Here is a 25,169-nt window from a genome sequence, read left to right on the forward strand (position 1 = left end):
TTAAATTATTTTTGAAGTTCGTCCATACAAGCAGGACAAATATTTTTTCCTTTAAAGTTTGTTATATCTTTAGCTTGTCCACAGAAAAGACACGCTGGAGCATATTTTTTAAGTATTATTTGTTCGCCATCTACATAAATTTCTAAAGAATCCTTTTCTGCGATGTCTAGAGTTCTTCTAAGTTCTATAGGAATAACAACTCTACCTAATTCGTCTACTTTTCTCACTATACCTGTTGATTTCATAATTACAATCCTCCTAAGTTTAAATGCGTCAAAATTCGACTGCTTTATTCACTTTAAATAGTACCATATATTACAATAACAGTCAACACAAAAACCGCAAAAAAATAAAAAAGATGTCGAATGATAGAAAATTATAAAAATAATTCTTGTATTATGTAAAAAGGAAAGCATTTTCACGGGTTTTATTAACTGTTTATTCGACAATTATATGGAATTAAGGACATTTATAATTAAAGCCAAGTATCTAAAGATATAACGTTACAAAAAATCTACTCAAGGTAATTAAAATAATTCTCTTAACATATATATTTACTAGATAAAAATTAACTAAGTCGGGAGAATTAAAATGATAAATTATATTTGGTTTTTTCTAATACTTATAAGTATAGTAGTATCTGCATTGAATGGCAAATTAGATGTTATAAATCAATCAATAATGACAGATGCACAAGAGGGAGTAACTTTTGGAATAAGTTTAATAGGAATAATGGCTATGTGGATGGGACTTATAAAGATAGCAGAAAAATCAGGATTATTAAGAACTATAGGTAAGATTATAACTCCAATAACATCTTTCTTATTTCCTAATATACCCAAGAATCATCCGGCAATGAGTTCTATAGTTATGAATATGGTTACTAATATGTTTGGAGCAGGGAATTCAGCAACAGCCATAGGTATCAAAGCAATGGAAGAAATGAATACTTTAAATAGGGATAAAAGGAAAGCAACTAATGACATGTGTATGTTTCTTGTTATAAACATGTCATCTATACAACTAATTCCCATTACAGTATTAAAATTAAGAGCAGATGCAGGATCTGCTAATCCAACAGAGATTATAGGAACTACTTTGATAGCTACACTTGTATCTACTGTAATAGGGGTTCTCACTGCAAAGATATTACAGAGGGGAAGGTGATATTATGGTAGATATAATAAATATAGCATCTGTAGCAATAATACCAATAATAATGAGTATAATACTCATACATGGATACATAAATAAAGTCGATCTTTATGACTGTTTTGTAGAAGGAGCTAAAGAAGGATTCAAGTCAGCAATAAGGATAATACCATATCTTATAGCGATCTTTATAGCTATAGGACTATTTAGAAAATCAGGATCAATGGAAATACTCACTAAGATACTAAGTCCATTAGGAAGACTGGCGGGTATACCACAAGAAACTATGCCATTATTCATTATAAGACCTATATCAGGAAGTGCGTCACTTGGAGTCTTAAAGGATATAATAACTACATATGGACCAGATTCATTTATAGGAAGAGTATCATCGACAATGATGGGTTCTGCAGAAACTATTATATATACTATGGCGGTTTATTTTGGAGCTGTAGGAATAAAAGATTCTAGACATACATTAGGAGCAGCTTTAGTGTCACATTTAGCTGGTACAATAGCATCGGTCGTGGTATGTAGTATTGTGTTTTAATTTATAAATGGAGAGAAATAAGATACCAGATAAATATATGAATTTTCTGGTATCTTATTTCTTATTTAATTGAAATCTTAATTATTTTCTGTTTTGATAAAAAACGTAGTATCATATGCTGGAATAAATAAAAATATATTATGGTGTTATATTAAGTATAATCAATTACACATATTGAAATAATAAATAGTATTTAAGCTACAAAAATATATAAATGTAGTTAGAGTAAATTAATTATATAGAAGTATCTTTTACCTTGTGATATAATCGGTTATAATAGTATCAAGCTAATTATAAGTACTATCTAAATATGATTGAAATTTTATACGACTAAATATATTTTTTATATAGCTTTAGTTAAATAGTTTAAGATAAATAGAAACTATGAAGGGAAGAGTAGGATTAATTTTTATCTGAAAGAGAGCCAAGATAGGTGAAAGTTGGCGTTAAAAGTTATTCTGAATATGGCCCCTGAGTTATATAGTTGAAATTAAGTAGGCTATATCGGAAATCAACCGTTATATTGATGGGTTAAAGACCTAGTGAGTTCTAAATTGTGAAGTTTAGATAAATTAGAGTGGTACCGCGAAGACTAAGCCTTCGTCTCTATAAAGTGATACTTAATTTAGTTAGATTTTATATCTGGCTGAATTTTAGTTGAACTTATCAAAGAATAATATAATTCTGAAAAATTGTATTATTTCTTGATAAAGAGATAGAAGGTTTTTTTATATAAAAATATAAACGATGGAGGATGAGAAAATGAGTAAAAAAAGTTTTTACGTAACAACACCTATCTATTATCCAAGTGATAATTTACATATAGGTCATACTTACTGTACTGTTGCAACAGATACAATGGCTAGATTTAAAAGATTACAAGGATATGATGTTAAATTTTTAACAGGAACAGATGAGCATGGTCAGAAAATTCAAACAGTGGCTAAAGAAAAAGGACTTAAGCCAAAGGAATTTCTAGATGGAATAGTAGGTAATATAAAAGAATTATGGAAAGCTTTAGATATATCATATGACAGATTTATAAGAACTACAGATGAAGATCATAAAGAAATAGTACAAAAGATATTTCAAAAATTATATGATAAAGGTGATATATATAAAGGATTCTATGAAGGACACTATTGTACTCCTTGTGAATCATTTTGGACAGAAACCCAACTAGAAGATGGAAAGTGTCCAGATTGTAAAAGAGAAGTGAAGTTTGCAAAAGAAGAGACTTATTTTTTCAGATTATCAAAATATCAAGATAGATTATTAGAATTATTACAAAGAGATGATTTTTTACAACCAGAATCAAGAAGAAATGAAATGATAAATAACTTCATAAAGCCAGGACTAGAAGATTTAAGTGTGACTAGATCGTCATTTGATTGGGGAATAAAGGTGCCATTTGACGATAAACATGTAATATATGTTTGGATAGATGCACTAAGCAACTATATAACAGCGCTTGGATATTTAACTGGTAATGATGAAGAATTTAAAAAATATTGGCCAGCAGATATTCAATTTGTAGGAAAAGAGATAGTTAGATTCCACACTATTATATGGCCTGCAATTTTAATGGCTTTAGATATAGAGCTTCCTAAGAAAGTATTTGGTCACGGTTGGATACTATTTGACGATGATAAGATGTCAAAATCAAAAGGAAATGTAATATATCCAGAACCACTAATTGAGCTGTATGGAGTGGATGCTTTAAAATATTTCTTACTAAGAGAATTCTCATTTGGAAATGATGGCTCTTATACTAATGAGAAGTTTTTACAAAGACTTAATGCAGATCTTGCAAATGATTTAGGAAACTTAGTTAGTAGAACTATAGCTATGATAGAAAAGTATAATGATGGAATAATACCACAGCCTACAAAAGATGGTGAGTTTGATGATTCACTTAAAGAATTGGTTGTAAATGCTTATGCTAAAGTTGAAGATCATATGGAAAAGGTTAGCTTCAGTAATGCACTAGAAGAGATATGGAAGGTTATAAGTAGAGCAAACAAATATGTAGATGAAACAGCACCTTGGATACTAGCAAAAGAAGAAGAAAATAAAGAAAGATTAAACACAGTATTATACAATTTAGCAGAAACTATAAGAGTTGTGTCAATTCTTATAAGACCATTTATGGAGAAAACTTCAGACAATATCTTAAGACAATTAGGACTAGGTGAAAGTAAAGCTAACTGGGAAGATATAAAAGAGTGGGGAAAATTACAATCAGGATTACAAGTACAAAAAGGTGAGCCAATGTTCCCACGACTAGATATTAAAAAAGAGTTAGAAAACTTAGTAAAAACTAATCAAGAATTTATAGCAAAAAGAAGAGGACAAAATCAAGAAGAAGAGATAGTTGAGGATGATAGTATAACTATAGACGATTTTGATAAGATAGATTTAAGAGTAGCGGAAGTAATAAAGGCAGAGAAACATCCTGATGCTGATAGACTTTTAGTATTACAATTAAAACTAGGAGAAGAAACAAGGCAAGTAGTATCAGGAATAGCTAAATACTACAGCCCAGAAGATTTAATAGGCAAAAAGGTAATACTCGTATATAACTTAAAGCCAGTAAAACTAAGAGGAATAGAGTCTCATGGAATGATTTTAGCAGCAGATAAAGGAAAAAACTTACTTTAGCAAGTACACTAGAAGATATAGCAAGCGGAGCTAAAGTTAAGTAATAAACCAAAATCAAGTTTTTGACTTTGTGCGAGCCACTTACTCATCAAGAGAACAAAGTTTGCTAAGAAGAGTAATAAAGAGGAGAAATGAAAAGATGTTATTAGATAGTCATGCACATTTAGATGATAAAAGATTTGATGATGATAGAGAAAATATAATAAAAAATCTAAACAGTAATGGAGTAGAATTAGTTATAAATATAGGAGCAGATATACCATCATCAGTAAAAGGAGTGTCATTATCAGAAGAATATGAAAATATATATGCTACAGTAGGAGTTCATCCTCATGATTCAAAAGATGTAGATGAAACTACCATAGAACTACTGAGGGCTTTAGCTAAAAAGGATAAGGTAGTAGGAATAGGAGAGATAGGATTAGATTATCATTATGATAATTCTCCTAGAGATGTGCAAAGAAAATGGTTTAGAGAACAGATAAAGCTAGCAAAAGAGCTTAAACTACCTATAGTAGTTCATGAAAGAGAAGCAAGTGAAGATGTATATAATATACTGAAAGAAGAGTCCAACGAAAACTTAACAGGTGTTATTCACTGCTTTTCTGGAAGTTTAGAAATGGCAAGAGAATATATCAAGATGGGATTCTATATTTCATTTGCTGGACCTGTAACTTTTAAAAATGCAAAAAAACCTAAAGAGGTAGCAAGTGAAATACCTTTAGATAAACTGTTGATAGAAACAGACTCTCCATATTTAACACCAGAACCATATAGAGGAAAGAGAAATGATCCGACTTATGTAAGGTATGTAGCTGAAACTATAGCTAAGTTAAAAGATATTTCATATGAGGAAATAGTAGAAGTTACAAATAAAAATGCAAAAAAACTGTTCGGGATTAATTAACAAGCTTAAAAGAAACTGTTATAGTATTAAAATTATGAATATTTGAATATATAGATATAAAATTTTATTGTCAACACTGAAAAGAATTCTTATAGAAAATAATTTTCTATAAGAATTCTTTTTTTGATATAAAAGTATAATTTAAAAGTCGAATTTCCTGGGAAATAAAAATATAATGGAATGTTTTGACCGTTTTTTAGGTAAATATCTTTGCAATTTATAAGCACTTCCTACTTGAAAAATATATACTTATACAAAATAGTAACATACATGAATATATACCCATATACTAATATAGAAAATTAATATATAAGGAGTGATTGTTAAATGTTACGACCTAAGGGAGTACGTAGAGATGATAGAAAACCAGCTAAGAAACCAGAACACAAGCCAGTAGTTAAGCCAACACCACCGGAAAAGCCAATGCCAACTAAACCATCGAGACCAAGCCATCCGGACTGTGAATATCCAGTTAGACCAAAACCAAGTTATCCAGATTGTGATTATCCAATGTTACCAACACGTCCAAAACATCCAGAAAGTATGTATCCTTGTCCATATCCGCACCACAATCCATGCCACAATCCTCACCATCGTCCACATCACAATCCATGCCACCGTCCTCATCACCGTCCACATATGATAATGCCAGGCATGGATTTAAACCATCTTATGATGAATCCAATGATCAGAAGATGTGTATTAAATTGCCTTAGACAACATGGATGTGTACCTATGCCAAGAATGGCACCACAAAGGCCACATATGGATCATCATATGCCATGGGAAAGAGGATATTATAGAATGGATGAAGTAGAAGTAGAAAATGAGGATAGATACCCGGAGGCCTATGATTTATATGAAGGAATAGAACATAATTTTGAAGAATATGATTACTACAGCGAAGAATTAGAAGAATTTATAGAAAGTACAGACTCAGAGGAAGAAAATTAAAAAGAATTAAAATATTATGAATAATTTAATAAAAAGTGAGTAAACATATATATATGGCTAGAGCTGAATGATTGATATTCTGCTTTAGCTTTTTCTTTATTGAAGTTATTACAAAAAAGTTACATAATAATAAAAAATGTTTGACAAATGTATCAAAGTAGAATAGAATACAAAAGAGCCAAAAAACTAGGAGGTAATTTTATGAAAAGGATAACTAGGAACAAAAGGCTTGTCACGGTTATATATGCTATAGCCATAATGTTAGTGACAACAACAGCTGCAATTGGAGTATATGACTTCAATACTAAAGAGGGGTCCTTAACTATTGACGATAAGAAAGTCGAACTAAAAACTAAAAAAAGTACTGTTTCAGAGTTACTAGAAGAACAAAAGATAAAAGTAAAAGATGAAGATAGCATAAATGTCTCAATGGATGAGAAATTAAAAGATAAATTTGATATAAAAATAAGAAAAGCTATGCCAATATCAATAAAATTAAAGAACAATGTAGTTGAGGTTAAAACTACAGAAGAAACAGTAAAAGATGTTTTAAAATCATTAGCAATCTACTATGATAAGGACGATGTAATAACACCGGCGCTAGATGAAAAAATAAAGCCAAATACAGAAATCTCAGTAGTAGAAGTTGAAGAGAAAATACAAACAGTAGCAGAAGAAATGGACTACAAAGTTGTAACAAATAATAATGGAAATTTAGACAGCGGGAGAACACTAAAAGTTCAAGAAGGTATAAAAGGTTTAAGGGAAAATAAAATAAAAGAAATATATCAAGATGGCTCACTTATATCTAAAGAAATCGTAGAATCAAATGTGGTTAGAGAACCAGTGGATGAAATAGTTCAAAAGGGAACTAAAGCTGTTATGGTTGCATCTAGGGGAGGAAAAAGCACTCCCAGTGGACAGAGCTCAAACGTTTCACTAGCAGGCAAGAGAAGTATAGTTATGACAGCAACAGCATACGACTTATCATTCCAAAGTACAGGAAAAAATCCTGGGGATAGGGGGTATGGACTTACAGCTTCAGGAACTCAAGTAAGACCTGGAGTAGTTGCAGTAGACCCTAAAGTTATTCCACTTGGAACAAAACTATATGTAGAGTCTATGGACGGATATCCATCGTATGGGTATGCAGTAGCTGAGGATACAGGTGGAGCTATAAAAGGAAACAAGATAGATGTATTCCTTCAAAGTGGAACTAAAGAATTCGGAAGAAGACAAGTAAAAGTTTATATATTAGATTAAATAAAAATAGATAATATACAGGTTGCTTTTTAGCAACCTTTTTTATTGGAAATTAAAAAACTAATAGAAACTAGACTTGTAGTGATATAATATAGTATAAGAAAGACTAATTTGAACTGTAAGATAGGTAAAGTAGCCAAGTAGATATTTATCTAAAGGAAGTGAACTTATGATAAAGGAAATAATAGTAGTTGAAGGAAGAGATGATATATCAGCGGTGAAAAAGGCCGTAGAAGCTGAAGTAATAGCAACTCATGGACTTGGGATAACAGAGGAAACCTTAAAGCAAATAAGGATAGCGGGAGAAAGACGAGGCGTTATAATATTCACAGATCCAGATTATCCTGGAGAAAAAATTAGAAAAATAGTTTCAGAAGGGGTTAAGAACTGTAAGCATGCTTTCTTACCAAAAGATAAAGCTTTAAAAGACGGAGATATAGGAATAGAAAATGCAAAGCCGGAGGATATAATACAAGCATTAAATAAAGCTAGAGTAGAGACTATAAGACCAAATAATGAATTTTCAAAGTCTGATCTTTTAAAGTACGGTTTAATAGGGACTGAAGATTCAAGTAAGAAAAGAGACTTATTGGGAAGAATATTAGGTATAGGATACTGTAATTCAAAACAGTTTTTGAAAAGATTGAATAATTACAGCATAGGTAGAGAAGAATTTGAAGAAGCTATAAGGAGTGTGTTAGTAGAACATGAGTAATGAACTGTATATACCAAGTGTCACTAAGGAAATAGTGAGTAAGTATGGATTTAAGTTCTCTAAAAGCTTAGGACAAAATTTTTTGGTGGATGGAAATATCATAAGAAACATATGTGAAGGTGCAAATATAACTGAAGAAGATGGAATAATAGAGATAGGACCTGGGATAGGAACTCTTACTCAACAATTATCTAAATATGCAAAAAAAGTAGTAGCTATAGAATTAGATAAAAAGCTATTACCAATTTTAGAGGAAACTTTAAGTGAGTGTGAAAACGTTAAGGTAATAAATGAAGATGTACTTAAAGTAGATTTAGAAAGATTAATAGAAGAAGAATTTAAAGGATTGAATGTAAAAGTGGTGGCAAATCTTCCTTATTATATAACCACTCCTATTATAATGAAACTTCTTGAAAGTAAGTTAGATATACAACAAATAGTAGTAATGATTCAGAAAGAAGTAGCCTTAAGAATGCAAGCAAATCCAGGAAATAAAGATTATGGAGCACTATCAATAGCAGTACAGTATTATTCACAACCAGAAATAATAGCTAATGTTCCTGCATCAGTATTTATACCAAGACCTAATGTGGATTCAGCAGTAATAATGTTAAGTGTATATGATGAACCTAAAGTTAAAGTTAAAGATGAAAAGCTAATGTTTAACGTAGTAAAGTCAGCATTTGGCCAAAGAAGAAAAACACTTTTAAATGCATTAAGTGGAGGAAATTTAAACTTGACTAAAGAAGAAGTAAGTAAAGTACTAGAAGAAGCAAATATAGATCCTAAAAAGAGAGGGGAAGTATTAGCTATAGAAGATTTTGTTAATATATCAGATAAAATATGCTCTTTAAAAAAGTAATTTATATATTTTGTTTATCTTTTTAAAAACAGTTCACTATTCCCATTGTCATACATATACTAAGTAATAATGACTAAAGGAGGGGGAGTAGTGTTTTTAAGAAAATTCATCATATTAAATAAAAAAAGTGACCAAAATGCTAAAGGACATGCCAAACTAGAAGTAAGAAGTGGCAAGGGAAAAGTTTCTTTAAACTTAGAGGGATTAGATACACAATTAGATGAAGATGATATATATAAAGGGTATTTAGTATCTAATGAAAAAAACAACTTTAAAAGCGTAGATATAGGCATTGTGGATCTTACAAAAGACGGTAGAGGTACTCTTGACTGGGAATTTAATTCAAGTTCAGTTGGAGGTACAGGAATAGACATAGCAAATTTCAACATTGTACTTATAAAGCTAGAAACTAATCATAGTAGCAAATTAGAAATACCTTTAGGCGGATATATTCATACAGATGATAGAACAATACAGATAGTTATGAATAAACTAGAAAAGGAAGTAAAGAAAGTTAGACTAAAAGAAACAAAGATAAAAGAGACAGAGATATTAGATACCGAAAAAATAGAAGAAACACAAGAAGCAGAAGAAGAAAATATTGAAGAAAAAGATATTGAATTAGAAGAAAGTTTAGAACAAGATCCTGAAGAAATAGAAAATTTAGAAGAAATAGAAGAAACAGATGGGATTGAAGATATAGGTGAAGTTGAAGAAGATATAGAATATACAGAAGATCCAAAAGAAATAGATGAAGTAGAAGAAGATGAAGTAGAAGAGATAGAAAGAATTATACAAGATAATTTAGAAGATACGATAATTCAAGAGGAAATTGAAGAAATCAGTGCTGATACTGATGAATATATTGAAGATGAAGAGGAATATAAATCAGTAAGACCAATGTTTAAAAAAGGTGAACATGGATTTATACAAGATTTACAAGAATATCTCATAGATAAAGAGATAATAAATGCGGAAGATTTAGAAGATGACTCCGAAGATACTCATGTAGAAGAAGATATAGAAGATAATTCAGAGTATTATACTGAAGATGATTATTTAGAAGATGACTATATAAAAGGTGAAGAAGACTTATTATATGACGTAAGAAATGCTCAAGGTGCAAGTGCATTTATGAATGACCAGAACTATCTATATAACGAAAGTTATGCTAATAATAAATATACAAATGATAGCTTTGCCAACTATAGCCAGCAAATAGCTAATTATACATTGAATATACTTAAATTCTTTAAGAAAGTAAGTCCTTTTAAACAGGAATTTGAAGGATATACATGGTGGGAAATAGAATATGACAAGAGAAATATAAACAGAGGATTCTTGCCATACTATAATTATCTTGTAAATATGTACTATCCTTATAACTGCATAACTAAATATGCAACTAGTCAGAGTCAAATAAAGAAGCATGAACACTATATATTTGGTGTGGTACAAGAAAACCAAAAAATAAGACACTATGTATATGGAATACCTGGGAAGTTTACAGAAGAAGATCAGCCATATGGAGGTAAAACAGGATTTGTAACATGGTTTGAGAAAGAAGAGGATGATGACAACCTAGGATATTGGATTATATATATAGATGCTCTAACAGGAAATATAGTGAGACCTCTTTAAAGATGAGGTCTTTTTTACTATAATGATAAAAGGAGATTAAATATGAAAGATGATATCTGTGAAGAAAAACTTCAAAATGAAGAGATAGTTAATACCATGAAAAAGGAAAACTTATCGGAAGAAACAGTGATAGAATTATCTAAAATATTTAAAGCACTTGGTGATCCTACTAGATTAAAGATAATATACAGTTTATCAAAAAGAGAGCTCTGTGTATGTGACATAGCACTACTTTTAGAAATGAATCAATCTGCTATATCACATCAATTAAGAGTACTCAGAAACTTAAGGTTAGTAAAGTATAGAAAAGAAGGAAAATCAGCAGTATATTCATTAGATGATGATCATGTACTAGGATTATTTAGCCAGGGACTTGAACATATAAATCATGAATAAAATAAATTTTTAATTTAAAACTAGATTAAAAATTATATAGTAGGGTATCATAAAATTAGTAAAAAGCATATTAACGATATAAATTTAGGAGGGATATATTATGTCAAAAGTAACTATATATACAAGTAACACTTGTCCACACTGCGTAACGGCGAAAGAGTATCTTAAAGAAAAGGGCGTAGAATATACAGAAAAGAATGTTCAAACAGATCCTGAAGCAAGAAAAGAACTTATTCAAAAAGGTTATATGGGAGTTCCAGTAATTGTTGTAGGAGAAGAAGAAATACAAGGATTTGACAAAGATAAATTAGAAAAAACTTTATAATGAAAAGGACTGTTCTAAGAAATTCTTAGGTACAGTCCTTTTTATTATTTATTTAGAGCTTCTATAAGATCATCTACATTAATTCCATGAACTGCAGCAGCTTGCTCTAAAGATTCCATTTGAGAAGAAGGGCATCCTATACATCCCATACCAAATCCCATTAAGATTTGTGCAGCCTCAGGTTTAGTTCTTAAGATTTCACCTATTAACATGTCTTTAGTTATCATGAGTAAATTCCTCCTTTTAAAAGTAAAACTTAATAATTCAATATAATCATACCATATTTAAAGAAAAATAAAATGATTAAAATCACATAATTATATAATATATGATTCTTGCCGAACTATCTAGCTAAGTTTTTCTGTATTTTTTATTATATTTTTAAAATTATTAAACAAAAATGATATATTCATAAATAATATAAGAAAAATAGAGAATGCTATAAGTGGAGACAAATTAGCAATATCTTTAATTACTAGAGCTAATTTATAAGTAAAAGTAGTGCAGTAAACCATTATTAAAGTTAAAGTTATAAATAAAGTAATAGTAAAAAACTTTTTTAAAGTCAAAGCAATACCTCCTTAAAAGATAGAAATTAAAAAACATTTTATTATCTTTTAGTTTTGACAAAAACTGAATGACCTATACTATTTAAAAAAATAAAATATTTGTGAATAAAATTAGGAAAAAAACTGATAATAAGTATATGGAGGTGAAGAAAAGTGTCTGATAGAGAAAGAGATGATGACATGGGTTTTGACATAAAGGCGATATTAATAAGGGTTATAACAACTATAGTAGTTGTAGGTATAGCTGCTTTTTTAACTCCTGGATTTTCAATAAGAAACATATGGAGTTTAATAGTAGCGAGTATAGTAATAGCATTAGTAGATTACATTATAGCTAAACTTACAGGGGTGGATGCTACACCATTTGGAAGAGGAATTGTAGGATTTGTAGTATCAGCGTTGATACTTTACGCTACTAAGTACTTAGTAGCAGGATTTGATATTTCAGTATGGGGAGCTATAATAGGAGCGTTAATTATAGGTGTAATAGATGCAATTATACCTGGAAAATCTGCACTTTAAGTTTAACCATATTTAAAAGGACCTTGGAGAATTAAGGTCCTTTTTACATGTTTAAAATAAAAAATATAGGTAAACATTAAATATAGATAATCTACGATGATATCGATAGGATTGCTAGGTATGTGTAAAATATAAATAAACAAGAAAGGAAGATTAAAATGAAAATTAGTATAACAGAAAGTGCAAAAAAGGAACTTAAAGGTATAAATCAAGATAATGAAAAAGGTGGTAGAATAATACTAACAGGAAGTAAGTGTAGTACTGGAGAACCTCAATTTTCTTTATCAGTAGATAAAGAAAAGGAAGATGATATAGTAGTAGATGTTGAAGGTATAAAAATACTTGTTCAAAAAAATCTAGAGGAAATAATAGATAATGTTTCTATAGACTATGAAGAAGAAGGTTTAAAAAGAGGATTTAATATTATACTTAAATAAAATTATAAAAAATAATAAAAAAATTGTTTACACACAAAAAATTTGGATATATATTAAGGTAGTATGTCTAAATTTATATGTTGAAGGGAGTGATTCCGCTACAGAGGCCATACTTAACAATTAAGTAGGCTTTGTTGCGGGTAAATATGTCGTTTTTAGACAAGAAGGCCATAAGAAAAAGAATGTTAAATATAAGACAACAAATGAATAGGGATAAAGTTGAAAGTCTAAGTAAAGAGATAAAACTCAAACTAATGAAATTACCTATATATCAAAAAAGTAAAACTATAATGCTTTACTTAAGCTTTGGTAACGAAGTAGATAGCTATGAGCTAATAAAAGCTTGTCTTGAGAGTGGAAAAAAAGTAGTAGTACCATTTTGTGTAAAGAAGGATATGAAAATAATACCAACCGAAATAAAAAGCCTAGACATACCACTTAGAACCCATGATATGGGTTATATGGAGATTGAAGAAGAATTTGTAGATCCAGTAAGTGCAGATGAAATAGATCTTATAATACTTCCTGGAATAGCCTTTGATAAGAAATGTTATAGAATAGGATTTGGAGCAGGCTATTATGATAGATTCCTTGGAGAACTAAACTTTGGGATTCCTACTATAGGGGTTGCTTATGATTTTCAGATAATAGAAAGCTTCTTAGAAATGGAAAGTCACGATGTGCCTCTGGACTATGTTATAACAGAAAGTAGAATTATAATAAGATCATAAAAAATGTAACGTAAATTATGAAAAATAAAAAAGATTATCGAATACGGATGAATACGACGGTTTTAATATAACCAGTTTTGTCATTCTGAATACAGTGAAGAATATTAAGTATAGAGATAGTTAAAAGTTATAAATTTTACTAGTCGCTTACTCGAGAAGTAGGAAATTGAAAACCCTACACTTAAATCCTTCGCATGCACTCAGGATGACATTTTTTATTCTATTGTTTTTTATAATTTTGTGTAAAGATCCCTCAATTTTATATTCAAAATCAGGATTTAGTGTACTTACAAAAGCACCTATCCAAGCATGTCTTAAATCATACATAATATTAGCATCTACACCAACAGATCTCCAATAATCTATATGAAGACAGCTAACTTTTTCATATTCTAATAAATCATCATTAGATTCAATTATCTTATTTACACTATCGCAAGGCATACCATCAAGTATAAAATTATTTATAACTTTAAATATATCTTCTGGAGTAAAAGCTTGAACACTTTCTCTTGCTAAGTTTGCGTTCTTTATAGCATTTTCTATATATACATCTTTGACAAGTTCAACTGCATCATTTTTATAAATATTAAATAAATCAGCCAATATTCCTGCTTGCCTAGTTTCAGCAATGCTTATCTTATTTTGTAACCATCCATGTATATTATTTTGATCTATTATATCTTCTAGTGGAGCTTGTGGTATTCTTTCCCCATATTTATTTATACTTGATCTCTCAATCTCATATACATCGTCCCCGTATTTAGATACAAATCTTGATATAACTTCACTTTCAAGTTCCTCATGAAGCTTTATTTTATTAAAAAGCCAAGAATGTATTGGAGCTAAAAATCTACTCATAAAAAGACCTCCTTATGTTATAATGTAACAAATGTCACTTCTTCTATATAGTATAAATTTGTTTAACTTTTTTATTCATAGACAGTAAATATTTCACTATCCACTAATTAAATTCTAATTGAAAATGAGAAGAAAAAATATGAGTACAATCAATCGAAGATGTGATAAATATCACAAATATAAAAAGAGGTGAAAATATGATTAAAATGTGTGGAACTGAAGAGGCATGTAAGAAATGTAAGGGAAGATACTGTGCAGGTAAAGCATCAATATTCTCAATACTAGAAGAACCACAATTAAAAGAAATAACAGATAATATAACCAGAAAGACTTATAAAAAGGGTGAAATTATTTTTTTTGAAGGTGATATATCAGACAAGCTGCATGTTATAAATCATGGAAAAATTAAAATATTTAAATATACAAAAGAGGGAAAAGAACAAATACTATATATATTATCTAATGGAGATTTTTTAGGAGATTTAAGTCTTCTCAAGAAAGATGAATTTAAATTTAATGCAGAAGCATTAGAAGATGTAAGTCTATGTCAATTAACTAAAGATGACTTTGATGATATAGTTATGAAAAATCCGGAGATAGCTTTAAAAATATTAGAAGTATTGTATGAAAGGATTTATAAGTTAGAAAACCTAATACAAAGTTTAAGTACAAAAGATATAGAATCTAGAATATCAGGACTTTTACTTAGCTTTATAAAAGATTTTGGAGTTCCACAAGATAATGATGTGAAATTAGAAATACCATTAAGCAGAGAAGATATGGCTAATTATATAGGAGTCACTAGGGAGACCATAAGTAGAAAGTTAAATAGTATGCAGGAAGATGGAATACTAGAACTTGTAGGAAACAAGACAATAATCATAAAAGATTTAGAGTATTTGGAAGGGCTAAACTAGGATATTATAAAATTATTGCATATCACTATTTACAAATACAAATAATAGTATTATAATGAAGGTACACCCCCTATAGGGGAGGGGTATAAAAAAGGAGTGATATCAATGAAAACTATTCTAAATGTAGAAGGCATGACTTGTGCTGCGTGTTCATCTAGAGTAGAAAAAGTACTCTCAAAACTAGATGGAGTAACCTCAGCATCAGTAAATTTAATGTCTAAGAAAGCCAATATAGAGTATGATGAAGAAAGGCTAAAGGTAGAAGATTTAATAAAAGCAATAGAAAAAGCAGGCTTTAAAGTGCCAATGAGAAAAGTTAATTTAAGTATACAGGGAATGACTTGTGCAGCATGCTCAAATAGAGTGGAGAAAGTAATATCCAAACTTGATGGGGTAAAGCAAGCTAGTGTAAACTTAACGTTAAATAAAGGAACGGTAGAGTTTATAGAAGGAGAAGTTACATTACAACAAATTATAGAAGCAGTTAAAAAGGCAGGATTTAAAGCTCATGAAGAAATAGAAGAAGATGAAGATAGGGAAAGAAAAGCTAGAGAGAGTGAGATAAAATCACTGAGAAACTTACTAATAGTTTCTACAATATTATCAGTGCCACTTTTTTCAGCTATGTTTTTCCACATGGCAGGAATAAACAATATACTATCTAATGGATACTTTCAACTTGCATTAGCTACACCGGTTCAGTTTATAGTTGGATATAGATTTTACAAGGGTGCATATAACTCACTAAGAGGTGGGGGAGCAAATATGGATGTACTAATTGCTATGGGTACATCAGCAGCCTACTTTTATAGTCTATACAACACTATAGTAGGAATTCATGAATATTACTATGAATCATCAGCAGTTATAATAACTTTGATACTGCTAGGAAAATATTTAGAGGCAATAGCAAAAGGAAGAACTTCAGAAGCTATAAAAAAGCTTATGGGACTACAAGCTAAAACCGCAAGAGTAGTAAGAGATGGTAAAGAAATAGATATACCAATAGAAGAAGTATTATTAGATGAGATAATAGTAGTTCGTCCTGGAGAAAAGATACCAGTAGACGGAGTAGTTGTAGAGGGACATTCATCAGTAGATGAGTCTATGCTTACTGGAGAAAGCGTTCCAGTAGATAAAAGTGCAGGAGATGAAGTAATAGGTGCCACTATTAACAAGCATGGAGTATTTAAATTTAAGGCTACTAAAATTGGAAAAGACACGGCACTTGCACAAATTATAAAATTAGTAGAAGATGCTCAAGTTTCAAAAGCACCAGTACAGAGACTAGCAGATAAAATCTCTGGAATATTTGTTCCGGCGGTAGTTGTTATAGCATTTATAACATTTGCTGTATGGTACTTTGTATTTGGAGACTTTAATCAGGCATTGATAAGTGCAGTATCAGTTCTAGTAATAGCGTGTCCTTGTGCATTAGGACTTGCGACACCTACAGCTATAATGGTAGGAACAGGAAAAGGTGCTGAAAATGGAATATTAATAAAAGGTGGAGAACACTTAGAAAAAACTCATCAATTAGATGTAGTAGTACTAGATAAGACAGGTACTATAACTAAGGGAGAACCAGAAGTTACAGATATCATAGCTATTACAGAAAGTGAAGAAAATATACTAAGATATGCAGCTATAGCGGAGAAATCATCAGAACATCCATTAGGTGAGTCAATAGTAGAAGAAGCTAAAAATAGAAAAATAGAATTATCAGATCCAGAAAAGTTCGAAGCAATACCTGGACATGGAATTTACTCACTTATAGATGGTAAAGATATATATATAGGTAATAGAAAGCTTATGAGAGATAAAAATATAGATATAGATTCAATGTTAGCCCAATTAGAAAGACTAGAGGACGAGGGAAAAACAGCTATGTTAATGTCTATAGATGGAAAAGCAGGTGGAATAATAGCAGTAGCGGATACAGTAAAAGATACATCAAAGCAAGCCATAGATAGACTGAAAGAAATGGGAATTGAAATTTATATGATAACAGGAGATAATAAAAGAACAGCAAATGCTATAGGAAAACAAGTAGGTATAGAAAATATACTAGCAGAAGTACTTCCAGAGCATAAAGCTGAAGAAGTAGAAAAGATAAAAGCAAAGGGTAAAAAAGTGGGAATGGTAGGAGACGGAATTAATGATGCTCCAGCACTAGTAGCAGCAGATATAGGATTTGCAATAGGAACAGGTACAGATATAGCAATGGAAGCTGCAGATATAACACTTATAAAAGGAGATCTAAGAGATATTCCTACATCAATACGTTTAAGTAGAAAAACTATGAGAACTATAAAACAAAACTTATTCTGGGCATTTGCATATAATACGGCAGGTATTCCACTAGCAGCATTAGGACTATTGAACCCTATGATAGCAGGTGGGGCTATGGCATTTAGCTCGGTATCAGTTTTAAGTAACTCACTTAGATTAAAAAGATTTAAAGCAAAAAGATAAATATAAGAGGAGGAATAAATATGAAAAAAACAATATTAATTGAAGGAATGAGCTGTGGACACTGTACTAGCGCAGTAACAGAGGCTTTAAGTAAATTATCACGAGTAACTTCAGTAGATGTTAACTTAGAAGGAAAAAAGGCAGTAATAGAATGTGAAAATGTAGATGACAAAGATATAAAAGATAGTATAGAAAATATAGGATTTGATGTAGTAGGAATTGAGTAATATGAATGAAGAGAAAAAGAAAGCAGTAACACTATTAAAAACCTCTAAAGGACAGATAGAAGCAGTCATAAAAATGATAGAAGATGATAGATACTGCGTAGATATAGCAAATCAAATACTCGCAGCAAAAGGACTTCTTGAAAAAGCAAATTTGAAAATCCTAGAACAACACATAAAGAGTTGTGTAAAAGATGCAATAGTAAAAGGCGAAGGCGATGAAAAGATAGATGAAATACTAAGTATATTAGATAAGTATTTTAAATAGTTGTTAAATAAAAAAAAATAAGATAGAATAATATAAGAGTATAAAAACCTTTCTAATGTTAGAAAGGTTTTTTATATTGTATTAAAAAGAAGATAGGAGTGATGAAAGTGGACGAAGGGCCTAGTTTGACAAAGTCAGATTCAGTCCAGATTCATTACATATGACATAGATAGTCACAGAAAACGACTTCCTTGTCATATGTATGAAATAAACATTTGACAAGGAAGGAGAATGATTATGTTAAATATATACAAATCATCGTTAACGGGAGAACTGCAAGAAGTAGAGGATTTTGAAAAAGGCAGTTGGATAAACCTAACAAACCCTACTGAAAGTGAAATACAAAAAGTTAGTTCAGAGTTAGGCATAGATATAGACTTTATAAAGGCACCACTAGATGATGAGGAAAGTCCAAGACTTGAGATAGAAAACAATCAAGAGTTAATAATTGTAGATATGCCTATGGTGGATGAAGATGAGAATTCAATAACATACTATACACTACCATTAGGAATAATTATAACTGAAAGAAATATTATAACTACATGCTTAAAATCAAGTTATTTGATAGACCAATTTATACAACATAAAGTTAAATCATTTTTTACATTTAAGAAAAATAGATTTTTACTTCAAATATTATTTAAAATAGCAACAAGATATTTGTTATATCTTAAACAAATAGATAAAATAAGTGATGATATAGAATATAGACTTCATAAATCAACTAGGAATAAAGAACTTATACAAATGTTAGAACTTCAAAAAAGTTTAGTTTATTTTTCAACTTCACTAAAATCAAATGATGTAGTGATGCAAAAAATACTAAAAATGGAGGCAATAAAACTATATCCAGAAGATCAAGAACTACTAGAAGACGTAATTATAGAAAATAAGCAAGCTATAGAAATGACAACTATATATAGTAATATACTAAGTGGAACCATGGATGCTTTTGCATCAATAATATCTAATAATCAAAACATAGTGATGAAATTTTTAACCACAATAACTATCGTAATGGCAATCCCTAATATAGTGTCAGGGTTCTTTGGAATGAACGTTGAAGGTATACCACTTAATGGATATCCGATGGCATTTGCAACAGTAATAATTATTACTACTACAATATGTGGAATTGTGGCTGCGATTTTAGCTAAGAAAAGAATGTTTTAAAATTAACAATGTAATTAGAGTAAAACTTAAAGTATTTTTGTCATTCACAATTAAGAAAAATTATAAAATTAATAAATTATTTATATAAAAAAATCCCTGATAAATCATATGATTTATCAGGGATTTTTTGAGCTTATATGGTTTTATTGGGTTAAAAGAGCACCTCGTAACATATAATAAAATATAATAACTAGTAATTAAAAGAAAACATTATGATTGAAACCTATAAAAAAGAAATATAACCCTAAATAGGCTTTGACAATTAAAAAACAAAAATTATAGAATTTCAACCATATGTAAATAGATGATAGGGGTGAATATATGAATATAGATCAAAATAAAACTCCACTACTAGATGCTCTAAGGGAGTATCATGAGAGAAAAGTTATTCCTTTTGATGTACCTGGACATAAGCATGGGAAAGGATTAAGCGAATTAGCAGAGTTTTTAGGACAAAAAGTACTAGAGGTAGATGTTAACTCCATGAAATGCTTAGATAACTTAAACAAACCTACAGGTGTGATAAAAGATGCTGAAGATTTAGCAGCTAAAGCATATGGTGCAGACTATGCTTATTTTCTAGTTAATGGTACTACATCAGCAGTACAAGGTATGGTCATGAGCGTATGCAAACCAGGAGATAAGATAATATTACCAAGAAATGTTCACAAATCAGTAATAAATGCAATAATTTTAACAGGAAGTAAACCTGTATATATTCAACCAGAGATAGATGGAGAGTTAGGAATTGCTATGGGTATTTCTACTAAAAGTGTGGAGAAAGCTATAGATGAAAACCCAGATGCAAAAGCTATTCTTATAATTAACCCAACGTACTATGGAGCTACTTCTGATATAGGGAATATAGTGAAACTTTCACATGATCATAATATAAGAGTATTGGTGGATGAAGCTCATGGAGCTCATTTTGCATTTCATAAAGAATTTCCGAAAAGTGCAATTTCATTAGGGGCAGACATTGTATCTGTAAGCTCACATAAGACAGGGGGATCTCTTACCCAAAGTTCTATGTTATTGCTAAATGAAGGGTTAATAAAACCCGAGGAAGTTAGAACTGCAATAGAACTTACACAGACTACTAGCGCGTCATATCTTTTAATGACTAGCTTAGATGTATCTAGAAAAGCTCTAGCAGTAAGTGGAGAAAAGTTGCTACAAGGAGCTTTAGATCTAAGTAGATATGCCCGTGAAGAGATAAATAAGATAAGTGGACTTTATGCATTTGGAAAAGAACTAATTGGGACAGATGGTGTATTTGATTTTGATGAAACAAAGTTAGGAGTAAATGTATCAAAGCTTGGGCTTACAGGATTTGAAGTATATGATAGATTGAGAGATGAATATAATATTCAAGTGGAGCTTGGAGATGTATATAATATACTAGCGATAATAAGCATAGGCGATGACATTGAAAGTATAAATCAATTAATAAATGCACTCAAGGATATAAGTGAGAAATTTAGAGGAACTAAGATAGAATTTGATAAGACTCCGGTACTGGAAAATCCAGAAGTAGTCCTTTTACCAAGGGAGGCATACTATAGTAATAAGAAATCAGTATCACTTGAAGATGCTGAGGGGTTAGTTAGTGGAGAATTTATAATGGCTTATCCACCTGGGATTCCAATAGTAACACCTGGAGAAAGATTTACTAAACATATGATAGAGTATGTAAAAGTATTAAAAAGACAAAAGACCTTAATTCAGGGACCACAAGATGAGGATATAGACTTTATAAGAGTTCTAGATATATAAAAATCTATTAAAAATGCTGTTAGTATCAAACAAATTTAATGATACTAACAGCATTTTTTTATTTTTGAAAAAAATTCTTTATTTATTAAATTTTATTGTACAATTTGAAAATTTATCATATAATATACTAAACCTATATGAATTATATAGATTGGGAGGGGTTTTCATGTATATAAGTCCAACTTTAATAGTAATGCTTGTAGCTATAGTGTTATTTATAATAGTAATACCTATAGTGATTATTTTAAAAATGAAAAGAGACATTAATTTTATAAGTAATAAGATTTATCAAATGGCACACGGAGATTTGACACAAAAGCTTGAAATAAGGGAGAATAGCATAAAACATTTATGTAAGAATATGAACTTTCTAATTTTAAAAATAAGGGAACTCATAAATCAGTCTACAAATATGACAGATAAACTTATAGACTATTGTTATGAATTAGAAAATGATGCTACTACAATTAAAACTGCTTCACATGAGAACTGTAAAGCCATAGAGGAAATATCTGCAGAGACGGAGGTTCAGTTAAAAGACACTTCCCATGCAGAGTCCCTTATAAGTGAAATAGTGACTGATCATGATAAAGTACTTGAAAACTCAAAAACAATAGACGAGATGGCAAGTTCTATGATGAAATCCGTGGATGAGGGAAATGAAGTATATAAACAACTTAAGATAAAGCTTGAGAGCTCTGCTACATCTAATTTAAATCTGTCAGCTAAAGTATCTACCCTAAATGATAAGGCATATAAGATTCAAAAAATTGCAGATGGAGTAAGAGAGATAAGTGAAAATACTAACCTACTTTCACTAAATGCTGCAATTGAAGCTGCAAGATCGAACGTTAGTGGTCATGGATTTTCTGTCGTAGCAGCTGAAATTGGAAAGTTAGCTAAGATATCATCAGAACAGGCAAATGAAATTCAAAGTATAATAAATGATATTAACTCTGAGATTTCAGAGATATCAATGTGGATGAAAGAAGAGGTTGAAATAATAAATGAAAATATAAAGTTCTCAGATATAACTAAAGAAAACCTTGATAAGATATCTACTGAAAGTAATAATACTTTATCATCAGTAAGAGATATAAATAAAATAATACATTTACAAAATGACAAAATAAATGGAATTAGACAATTGATAAATAAAGTATGTTCACTTTCAGAACATACAGTATATGAGACTGATAAAGTAAATATATCTTCTAAATCACAGCTAGATACTATACGACGAACATTAGGTTCAATAAATAATTTAAATGAAATGAATAAAAGTCTTAAAATATCTATAGCATCATTTGCTAAGAACTATGAAATTACAGATAGCACAAAAAGATATATAGAAAATGGACTTAAAGCACTAAAAGAACTTTCTAAAAATGAAATGTTTCTTACTATGGATTACCACAAATGCACAAGTCTTCTTAGGGATAGTATAAAAAAACATCCCGAGTTTGATCTCTTTACTCTCATGCAAAAAGATGGACTTAGAAAGGCTATAACTCTTGACTATACCGAACAAGAAACATATGTGAACTTCTCACACCGTCCTTACTTTAAAGCTAGTGTTCACGAAGGACTTGACTATCAGTCACAACCTTATATTTCTGATGATACATATAACTACTGTATAGCGATAACAGTTCCTGTTAACAACAAAAAAGGAGAGCCAGTTGGGCTTCTAATAGGTGATTTAATTTTAGGATAAAATGCAAAACCCCAAGAATTAAGCTGATATCAGGCTTTATTTCTGGGGTTCTTATTTTTAAGTTTATAAATTATATTTTTCTAAATCGCCTTTAAATGTCTCAGAGACTCTTTTAAATTCTGAAATATCCTCCATCATTTTTCCTAATTCATGAGTAAACGTGGATACACTTGAACTAACTTCCTCAGATGAAGCCGAGTTTTCTTCGGCTATTGCAGCTAATGATTCTATACTTAAAGAAACTTTATTAATAGAATCAGTTTCATGAGTTAACTGGTTTATCATGTCAATTATAGAATTAGAAACATTTTTAATAGACTTAACAGTTTCATAGTTACTGTCAGCAACATCTGAAAGCTTACCATTTTCATCTTCTAGAACTACATACTGAGATTCTATTTGTTTAACCATGGAGTCAATATCGTTTATAAAAGAAACTAAATTGTCATTTATATTCTTAACAGCAGACTTAGACTCTTCAGCTAAATCTCTAATTTCTTCTGCAACAACGGCAAAGCCTTTTCCAAACTCACCAGCTCTGGCAGCTTCTATAGCAGCATTGAGGGCTAGAAGATTAGTCTGATCAGCTATACGTTCAACTGCCTCAACAATTTTAGTAACATCTTGAGCTTTTTGTTGCAGATCTATACTGTTTTCTTTAACTTCAGAGAATTCTGTTAATATATTATCCAAATTAGCAGATGTAAACTTAAGATTTTCATAATCCTTATTTATTCTTTCTACAGTAGATTCAAGATCATCTTTACTTTTATTCTCATCTTCGACAATTTTATTTAGAGTAGATATATTATTATTAAGTAAATAAGCAGATCCTTCGGTTTCTTCTGCTTGATTTACAGCTACATGAGCGACTTCTTCTACGACGCTTGAGATATCTTTGGATATATGACTCATGTTCAAAGAAGTCTCATTAAATCTATCACTAAATACATTTAACTCATCAGTAAGTCCCTTAAATCCTACAAAGTCACTTTTTACCACATCTTTATATTTACTTATAAGTTTATTCAAATCTTCGAATTCGTCATTGGTAGATATTTCAGTGTCTACAGAGAATTTCCTTTCCTTTAAGTCATTTAGTTGACTAAAGATGATGTCAAGTGGCGAGTTTAGAACTTTAGTAGCTAGGAAAGGAACTATTATACTTAAGATTATTGTAATTAGACTCCCAATTCCATTATCCAAAACTTTAGATATTATAATAGAGGGTACCCCTAAAAAGACTAAGCTCATGATAGCTACTTTAGTTTCTAGACTTTTAATGAAACCTAAAGAGAAGAATTTGTTGACAGAATACGATTTATGAAAATATATTTGATTAGAGAAAGTAATCAATATTTTAGTAAAGCTATCTGTTTTTTCAACAGTTTCAATGTTTATATTCTCTTTAAAATACCTCGCAGCACCTTCTAACATTCCATGGAAGTAAGCAAACATGCCACGCTTGGATTCATAAGACATTTCTGCAACATGATCACTTACAGGATTTACATGTAAAATAGGTGGACGAGCACCTGGAATTCTACTAGCTATTACCATATGAACATCGTACATAGATTTTAAGAATGAATAAAGATTTTTCTGTTTAAAGAAAGCAGGATAGTCTTCAGCAAAAGTAATTACGTTGTCTATACCGATCTCTTTCCAAGTGTCATACTCAGATTTTCCTATTTTCTTAGATATATAAGTTACTATACCTTTAGCTGAACTGTCATCAATATCTTCTGTAGGCTTAAAAACTTTGTCAGAAGAAATATTAACTGAATTTAGAGCTTCATCGATTAAATCGTCTCCATATAGCTTTCTAGACGTTTTAACCCAAACCGATACCATTGTACCTTTCATTTTAAGCACTCCTTTTCAAATAAAATAGCAATATATAATTAAATAATAAGCCCATATAACAAAGATATATATTAATATAGTTAGATATATATAACAGAAACTCCTTCTTTTCCTTAAATGATCTTTTCATAATACGACAAATTTAAATAAATTGAATAAAAATCTTTTTTAGGGAAAAGATAAAATAAATCCAAAATATAATTG

Annotated in this window: 26 protein-coding genes and 1 other annotated feature; of the genes, 21 read left to right on the top strand and 5 right to left on the bottom strand. The window is 30.1% G+C overall.

Going from position 1 to position 25,169, the window contains the following annotated elements; all coding sequences use genetic code 11:
• Nucleotides 1-5 precede the first annotated feature (5 nt).
• On the bottom strand, nt 6-245 hold the full coding sequence (locus CURI_RS16245; RefSeq protein WP_014966336.1) for an AbrB/MazE/SpoVT family DNA-binding domain-containing protein: 240 nt from the start codon (nt 243-245) through the stop codon (nt 6-8).
• Nucleotides 246-591: 346 nt separating this feature from the next.
• Between CURI_RS16245 and CURI_RS00585 the strand changes: the two genes are divergently transcribed.
• The 11 genes from CURI_RS00585 to CURI_RS00635 all read left to right on the top strand — a co-directional run bounded on the left by CURI_RS00585 (nt 592) and on the right by CURI_RS00635 (nt 11,426).
• On the top strand, nt 592-1,167 hold the full coding sequence (locus CURI_RS00585) for a nucleoside recognition domain-containing protein (RefSeq protein WP_014966337.1): 576 nt from the start codon (nt 592-594) through the stop codon (nt 1,165-1,167).
• 4 nt (nt 1,168-1,171) lie between these two features.
• Nucleotides 1,172-1,702, top strand: a complete 531-nt coding sequence (locus CURI_RS00590) for a spore maturation protein (RefSeq protein WP_014966338.1) — start codon at nt 1,172-1,174, stop codon at nt 1,700-1,702.
• Nucleotides 1,703-2,077: 375 nt separating this feature from the next.
• Nucleotides 2,078-2,313 (top strand) — a binding site (T-box leader).
• Nucleotides 2,314-2,464: 151 nt separating this feature from the next.
• Complete coding sequence (gene metG, locus CURI_RS00595; RefSeq protein WP_051003927.1) at nt 2,465-4,363, top strand: methionine--tRNA ligase; 1,899 nt, start codon at nt 2,465-2,467, stop codon at nt 4,361-4,363.
• 139 nt (nt 4,364-4,502) lie between these two features.
• A complete protein-coding gene (locus CURI_RS00600) occupies nt 4,503-5,270 on the top strand; it encodes a TatD family hydrolase (protein WP_014966340.1) in 768 nt (255 codons plus the stop codon).
• A 327-nt stretch (nt 5,271-5,597) separates the two neighbouring features.
• On the top strand, nt 5,598-6,224 hold the full coding sequence (locus CURI_RS00605; protein WP_014966341.1) for a hypothetical protein: 627 nt from the start codon (nt 5,598-5,600) through the stop codon (nt 6,222-6,224).
• Between the two features lie 201 nt (nt 6,225-6,425).
• Complete coding sequence (locus CURI_RS00610; protein WP_041701309.1) at nt 6,426-7,487, top strand: 3D domain-containing protein; 1,062 nt, start codon at nt 6,426-6,428, stop codon at nt 7,485-7,487.
• A gap of 169 nt (nt 7,488-7,656) precedes the next feature.
• Nucleotides 7,657-8,202 (top strand): ribonuclease M5, encoded by a 546-nt coding sequence (gene rnmV, locus CURI_RS00615; protein WP_014966343.1) that lies wholly within the window; start codon nt 7,657-7,659, stop codon nt 8,200-8,202.
• Nucleotides 8,195-9,064: a 16S rRNA (adenine(1518)-N(6)/adenine(1519)-N(6))-dimethyltransferase RsmA gene (gene rsmA / locus CURI_RS00620; RefSeq protein ID WP_014966344.1), complete on the top strand. Its 870-nt coding sequence runs from the start codon at nt 8,195-8,197 to the stop codon at nt 9,062-9,064. The genes rnmV and rsmA overlap by 8 nt, the downstream gene beginning before the upstream one ends.
• A 90-nt stretch (nt 9,065-9,154) precedes the next feature.
• Nucleotides 9,155-10,705: a hypothetical protein gene (locus CURI_RS00625; RefSeq protein WP_041701311.1), complete on the top strand. Its 1,551-nt coding sequence runs from the start codon at nt 9,155-9,157 to the stop codon at nt 10,703-10,705.
• 42 nt (nt 10,706-10,747) lie between these two features.
• Nucleotides 10,748-11,101, top strand: coding sequence for an ArsR/SmtB family transcription factor (locus CURI_RS00630; RefSeq protein ID WP_014966346.1), 354 nt, complete (start codon nt 10,748-10,750; stop codon nt 11,099-11,101).
• 100 nt (nt 11,102-11,201) lie between these two features.
• Nucleotides 11,202-11,426 carry a glutaredoxin family protein gene (locus CURI_RS00635; RefSeq protein WP_014966347.1) on the top strand — a complete coding sequence of 75 codons (225 nt, stop codon included), beginning with the start codon at nt 11,202-11,204 and terminating at the stop codon, nt 11,424-11,426.
• A 44-nt stretch (nt 11,427-11,470) separates the two neighbouring features.
• Here the strand turns inward: CURI_RS00635 and CURI_RS00640 are convergent, their stop codons facing one another.
• Nucleotides 11,471-11,653 (bottom strand): DUF1858 domain-containing protein, encoded by a 183-nt coding sequence (locus CURI_RS00640; protein ID WP_014966348.1) that lies wholly within the window; start codon nt 11,651-11,653, stop codon nt 11,471-11,473.
• 120 nt (nt 11,654-11,773) lie between these two features.
• Nucleotides 11,774-11,995: a hypothetical protein gene (locus tag CURI_RS00645; RefSeq protein ID WP_041701314.1), complete on the bottom strand. Its 222-nt coding sequence runs from the start codon at nt 11,993-11,995 to the stop codon at nt 11,774-11,776.
• 153 nt (nt 11,996-12,148) lie between these two features.
• On the opposite strand from CURI_RS00645, the gene CURI_RS00650 reads away from it, so the two are divergent.
• From CURI_RS00650 to CURI_RS00660, 3 genes are all read left to right on the top strand, one after another.
• Nucleotides 12,149-12,517 (top strand): phage holin family protein, encoded by a 369-nt coding sequence (locus CURI_RS00650; protein ID WP_014966349.1) that lies wholly within the window; start codon nt 12,149-12,151, stop codon nt 12,515-12,517.
• Between the two features lie 158 nt (nt 12,518-12,675).
• Nucleotides 12,676-12,954 carry a HesB/IscA family protein gene (locus tag CURI_RS00655; protein ID WP_014966350.1) on the top strand — a complete coding sequence of 93 codons (279 nt, stop codon included), beginning with the start codon at nt 12,676-12,678 and terminating at the stop codon, nt 12,952-12,954.
• A 146-nt stretch (nt 12,955-13,100) separates the two neighbouring features.
• Complete coding sequence (locus tag CURI_RS00660; protein WP_014966351.1) at nt 13,101-13,685, top strand: 5-formyltetrahydrofolate cyclo-ligase; 585 nt, start codon at nt 13,101-13,103, stop codon at nt 13,683-13,685.
• Between the two features lie 147 nt (nt 13,686-13,832).
• Here the strand turns inward: CURI_RS00660 and CURI_RS00665 are convergent, their stop codons facing one another.
• Nucleotides 13,833-14,546: a hypothetical protein gene (locus CURI_RS00665; protein ID WP_014966352.1), complete on the bottom strand. Its 714-nt coding sequence runs from the start codon at nt 14,544-14,546 to the stop codon at nt 13,833-13,835.
• Between the two features lie 197 nt (nt 14,547-14,743).
• Here CURI_RS00665 and CURI_RS00670 point away from each other — a divergent pair, with 197 nt between their 5' ends.
• From CURI_RS00670 to CURI_RS00700, 7 genes are all read left to right on the top strand, one after another.
• On the top strand, nt 14,744-15,463 hold the full coding sequence (locus tag CURI_RS00670; RefSeq protein ID WP_014966353.1) for a Crp/Fnr family transcriptional regulator: 720 nt from the start codon (nt 14,744-14,746) through the stop codon (nt 15,461-15,463).
• Between the two features lie 105 nt (nt 15,464-15,568).
• Nucleotides 15,569-17,938, top strand: coding sequence for a heavy metal translocating P-type ATPase (locus CURI_RS00675; RefSeq protein ID WP_041701316.1), 2,370 nt, complete (start codon nt 15,569-15,571; stop codon nt 17,936-17,938).
• A gap of 20 nt (nt 17,939-17,958) precedes the next feature.
• A complete protein-coding gene (locus CURI_RS00680; protein WP_014966355.1) occupies nt 17,959-18,165 on the top strand; it encodes a heavy-metal-associated domain-containing protein in 207 nt (68 codons plus the stop codon).
• 1 nt (nt 18,166) lies between these two features.
• Nucleotides 18,167-18,430, top strand: a complete 264-nt coding sequence (locus tag CURI_RS00685) for a metal-sensing transcriptional repressor (protein ID WP_014966356.1) — start codon at nt 18,167-18,169, stop codon at nt 18,428-18,430.
• Between the two features lie 237 nt (nt 18,431-18,667).
• Nucleotides 18,668-19,606 carry a magnesium transporter CorA family protein gene (locus CURI_RS00690; RefSeq protein ID WP_014966357.1) on the top strand — a complete coding sequence of 313 codons (939 nt, stop codon included), beginning with the start codon at nt 18,668-18,670 and terminating at the stop codon, nt 19,604-19,606.
• 321 nt (nt 19,607-19,927) lie between these two features.
• Nucleotides 19,928-21,382 (top strand): aminotransferase class I/II-fold pyridoxal phosphate-dependent enzyme, encoded by a 1,455-nt coding sequence (locus CURI_RS00695; protein ID WP_014966358.1) that lies wholly within the window; start codon nt 19,928-19,930, stop codon nt 21,380-21,382.
• 166 nt (nt 21,383-21,548) lie between these two features.
• Nucleotides 21,549-23,099, top strand: coding sequence for a methyl-accepting chemotaxis protein (locus tag CURI_RS00700; protein ID WP_014966359.1), 1,551 nt, complete (start codon nt 21,549-21,551; stop codon nt 23,097-23,099).
• A 63-nt stretch (nt 23,100-23,162) separates the two neighbouring features.
• Here the strand turns inward: CURI_RS00700 and CURI_RS00705 are convergent, their stop codons facing one another.
• Nucleotides 23,163-24,965, bottom strand: a complete 1,803-nt coding sequence (locus CURI_RS00705) for a heme NO-binding domain-containing protein (RefSeq protein ID WP_014966360.1) — start codon at nt 24,963-24,965, stop codon at nt 23,163-23,165.
• Nucleotides 24,966-25,169 lie beyond the last annotated feature (204 nt).

This window comes from Gottschalkia acidurici 9a, assembly GCF_000299355.1.
GTDB classification, from domain to species: domain Bacteria; phylum Bacillota; class Clostridia; order Tissierellales; family Gottschalkiaceae; genus Gottschalkia; species Gottschalkia acidurici.

What these genes read in the sequence shown, in the direction of transcription:
- CURI_RS00635 (WP_014966347.1), top strand. Translation starts at nt 11,202, where the DNA reads ATGTCAAAAGTAACTATATATACAAGTAACACTTGTCCACACTGCGTA.
- CURI_RS00685 (WP_014966356.1), top strand. Translation starts at nt 18,167, where the DNA reads ATGAATGAAGAGAAAAAGAAAGCAGTAACACTATTAAAAACCTCTAAA.
- CURI_RS00640 (WP_014966348.1), bottom strand. Translation starts at nt 11,653, where the DNA reads ATGATAACTAAAGACATGTTAATAGGTGAAATCTTAAGAACTAAACCT.
- rsmA (WP_014966344.1), top strand. Translation starts at nt 8,195, where the DNA reads ATGAGTAATGAACTGTATATACCAAGTGTCACTAAGGAAATAGTGAGT.
- CURI_RS00605 (WP_014966341.1), top strand. Translation starts at nt 5,598, where the DNA reads ATGTTACGACCTAAGGGAGTACGTAGAGATGATAGAAAACCAGCTAAG.
- CURI_RS00680 (WP_014966355.1), top strand. Translation starts at nt 17,959, where the DNA reads ATGAAAAAAACAATATTAATTGAAGGAATGAGCTGTGGACACTGTACT.
- CURI_RS00690 (WP_014966357.1), top strand. Translation starts at nt 18,668, where the DNA reads ATGTTAAATATATACAAATCATCGTTAACGGGAGAACTGCAAGAAGTA.
- CURI_RS00610 (WP_041701309.1), top strand. Translation starts at nt 6,426, where the DNA reads ATGAAAAGGATAACTAGGAACAAAAGGCTTGTCACGGTTATATATGCT.
- CURI_RS00670 (WP_014966353.1), top strand. Translation starts at nt 14,744, where the DNA reads ATGATTAAAATGTGTGGAACTGAAGAGGCATGTAAGAAATGTAAGGGA.
- CURI_RS00695 (WP_014966358.1), top strand. Translation starts at nt 19,928, where the DNA reads ATGAATATAGATCAAAATAAAACTCCACTACTAGATGCTCTAAGGGAG.
- CURI_RS00590 (WP_014966338.1), top strand. Translation starts at nt 1,172, where the DNA reads ATGGTAGATATAATAAATATAGCATCTGTAGCAATAATACCAATAATA.
- CURI_RS00660 (WP_014966351.1), top strand. Translation starts at nt 13,101, where the DNA reads ATGTCGTTTTTAGACAAGAAGGCCATAAGAAAAAGAATGTTAAATATA.
- CURI_RS00600 (WP_014966340.1), top strand. Translation starts at nt 4,503, where the DNA reads ATGTTATTAGATAGTCATGCACATTTAGATGATAAAAGATTTGATGAT.
- CURI_RS00630 (WP_014966346.1), top strand. Translation starts at nt 10,748, where the DNA reads ATGAAAGATGATATCTGTGAAGAAAAACTTCAAAATGAAGAGATAGTT.
- CURI_RS00675 (WP_041701316.1), top strand. Translation starts at nt 15,569, where the DNA reads ATGAAAACTATTCTAAATGTAGAAGGCATGACTTGTGCTGCGTGTTCA.
- CURI_RS00655 (WP_014966350.1), top strand. Translation starts at nt 12,676, where the DNA reads ATGAAAATTAGTATAACAGAAAGTGCAAAAAAGGAACTTAAAGGTATA.
- CURI_RS00705 (WP_014966360.1), bottom strand. Translation starts at nt 24,965, where the DNA reads ATGAAAGGTACAATGGTATCGGTTTGGGTTAAAACGTCTAGAAAGCTA.
- CURI_RS00700 (WP_014966359.1), top strand. Translation starts at nt 21,549, where the DNA reads ATGTATATAAGTCCAACTTTAATAGTAATGCTTGTAGCTATAGTGTTA.
- metG (WP_051003927.1), top strand. Translation starts at nt 2,465, where the DNA reads ATGAGTAAAAAAAGTTTTTACGTAACAACACCTATCTATTATCCAAGT.
- CURI_RS00585 (WP_014966337.1), top strand. Translation starts at nt 592, where the DNA reads ATGATAAATTATATTTGGTTTTTTCTAATACTTATAAGTATAGTAGTA.
- rnmV (WP_014966343.1), top strand. Translation starts at nt 7,657, where the DNA reads ATGATAAAGGAAATAATAGTAGTTGAAGGAAGAGATGATATATCAGCG.
- CURI_RS16245 (WP_014966336.1), bottom strand. Translation starts at nt 245, where the DNA reads ATGAAATCAACAGGTATAGTGAGAAAAGTAGACGAATTAGGTAGAGTT.
- CURI_RS00665 (WP_014966352.1), bottom strand. Translation starts at nt 14,546, where the DNA reads ATGAGTAGATTTTTAGCTCCAATACATTCTTGGCTTTTTAATAAAATA.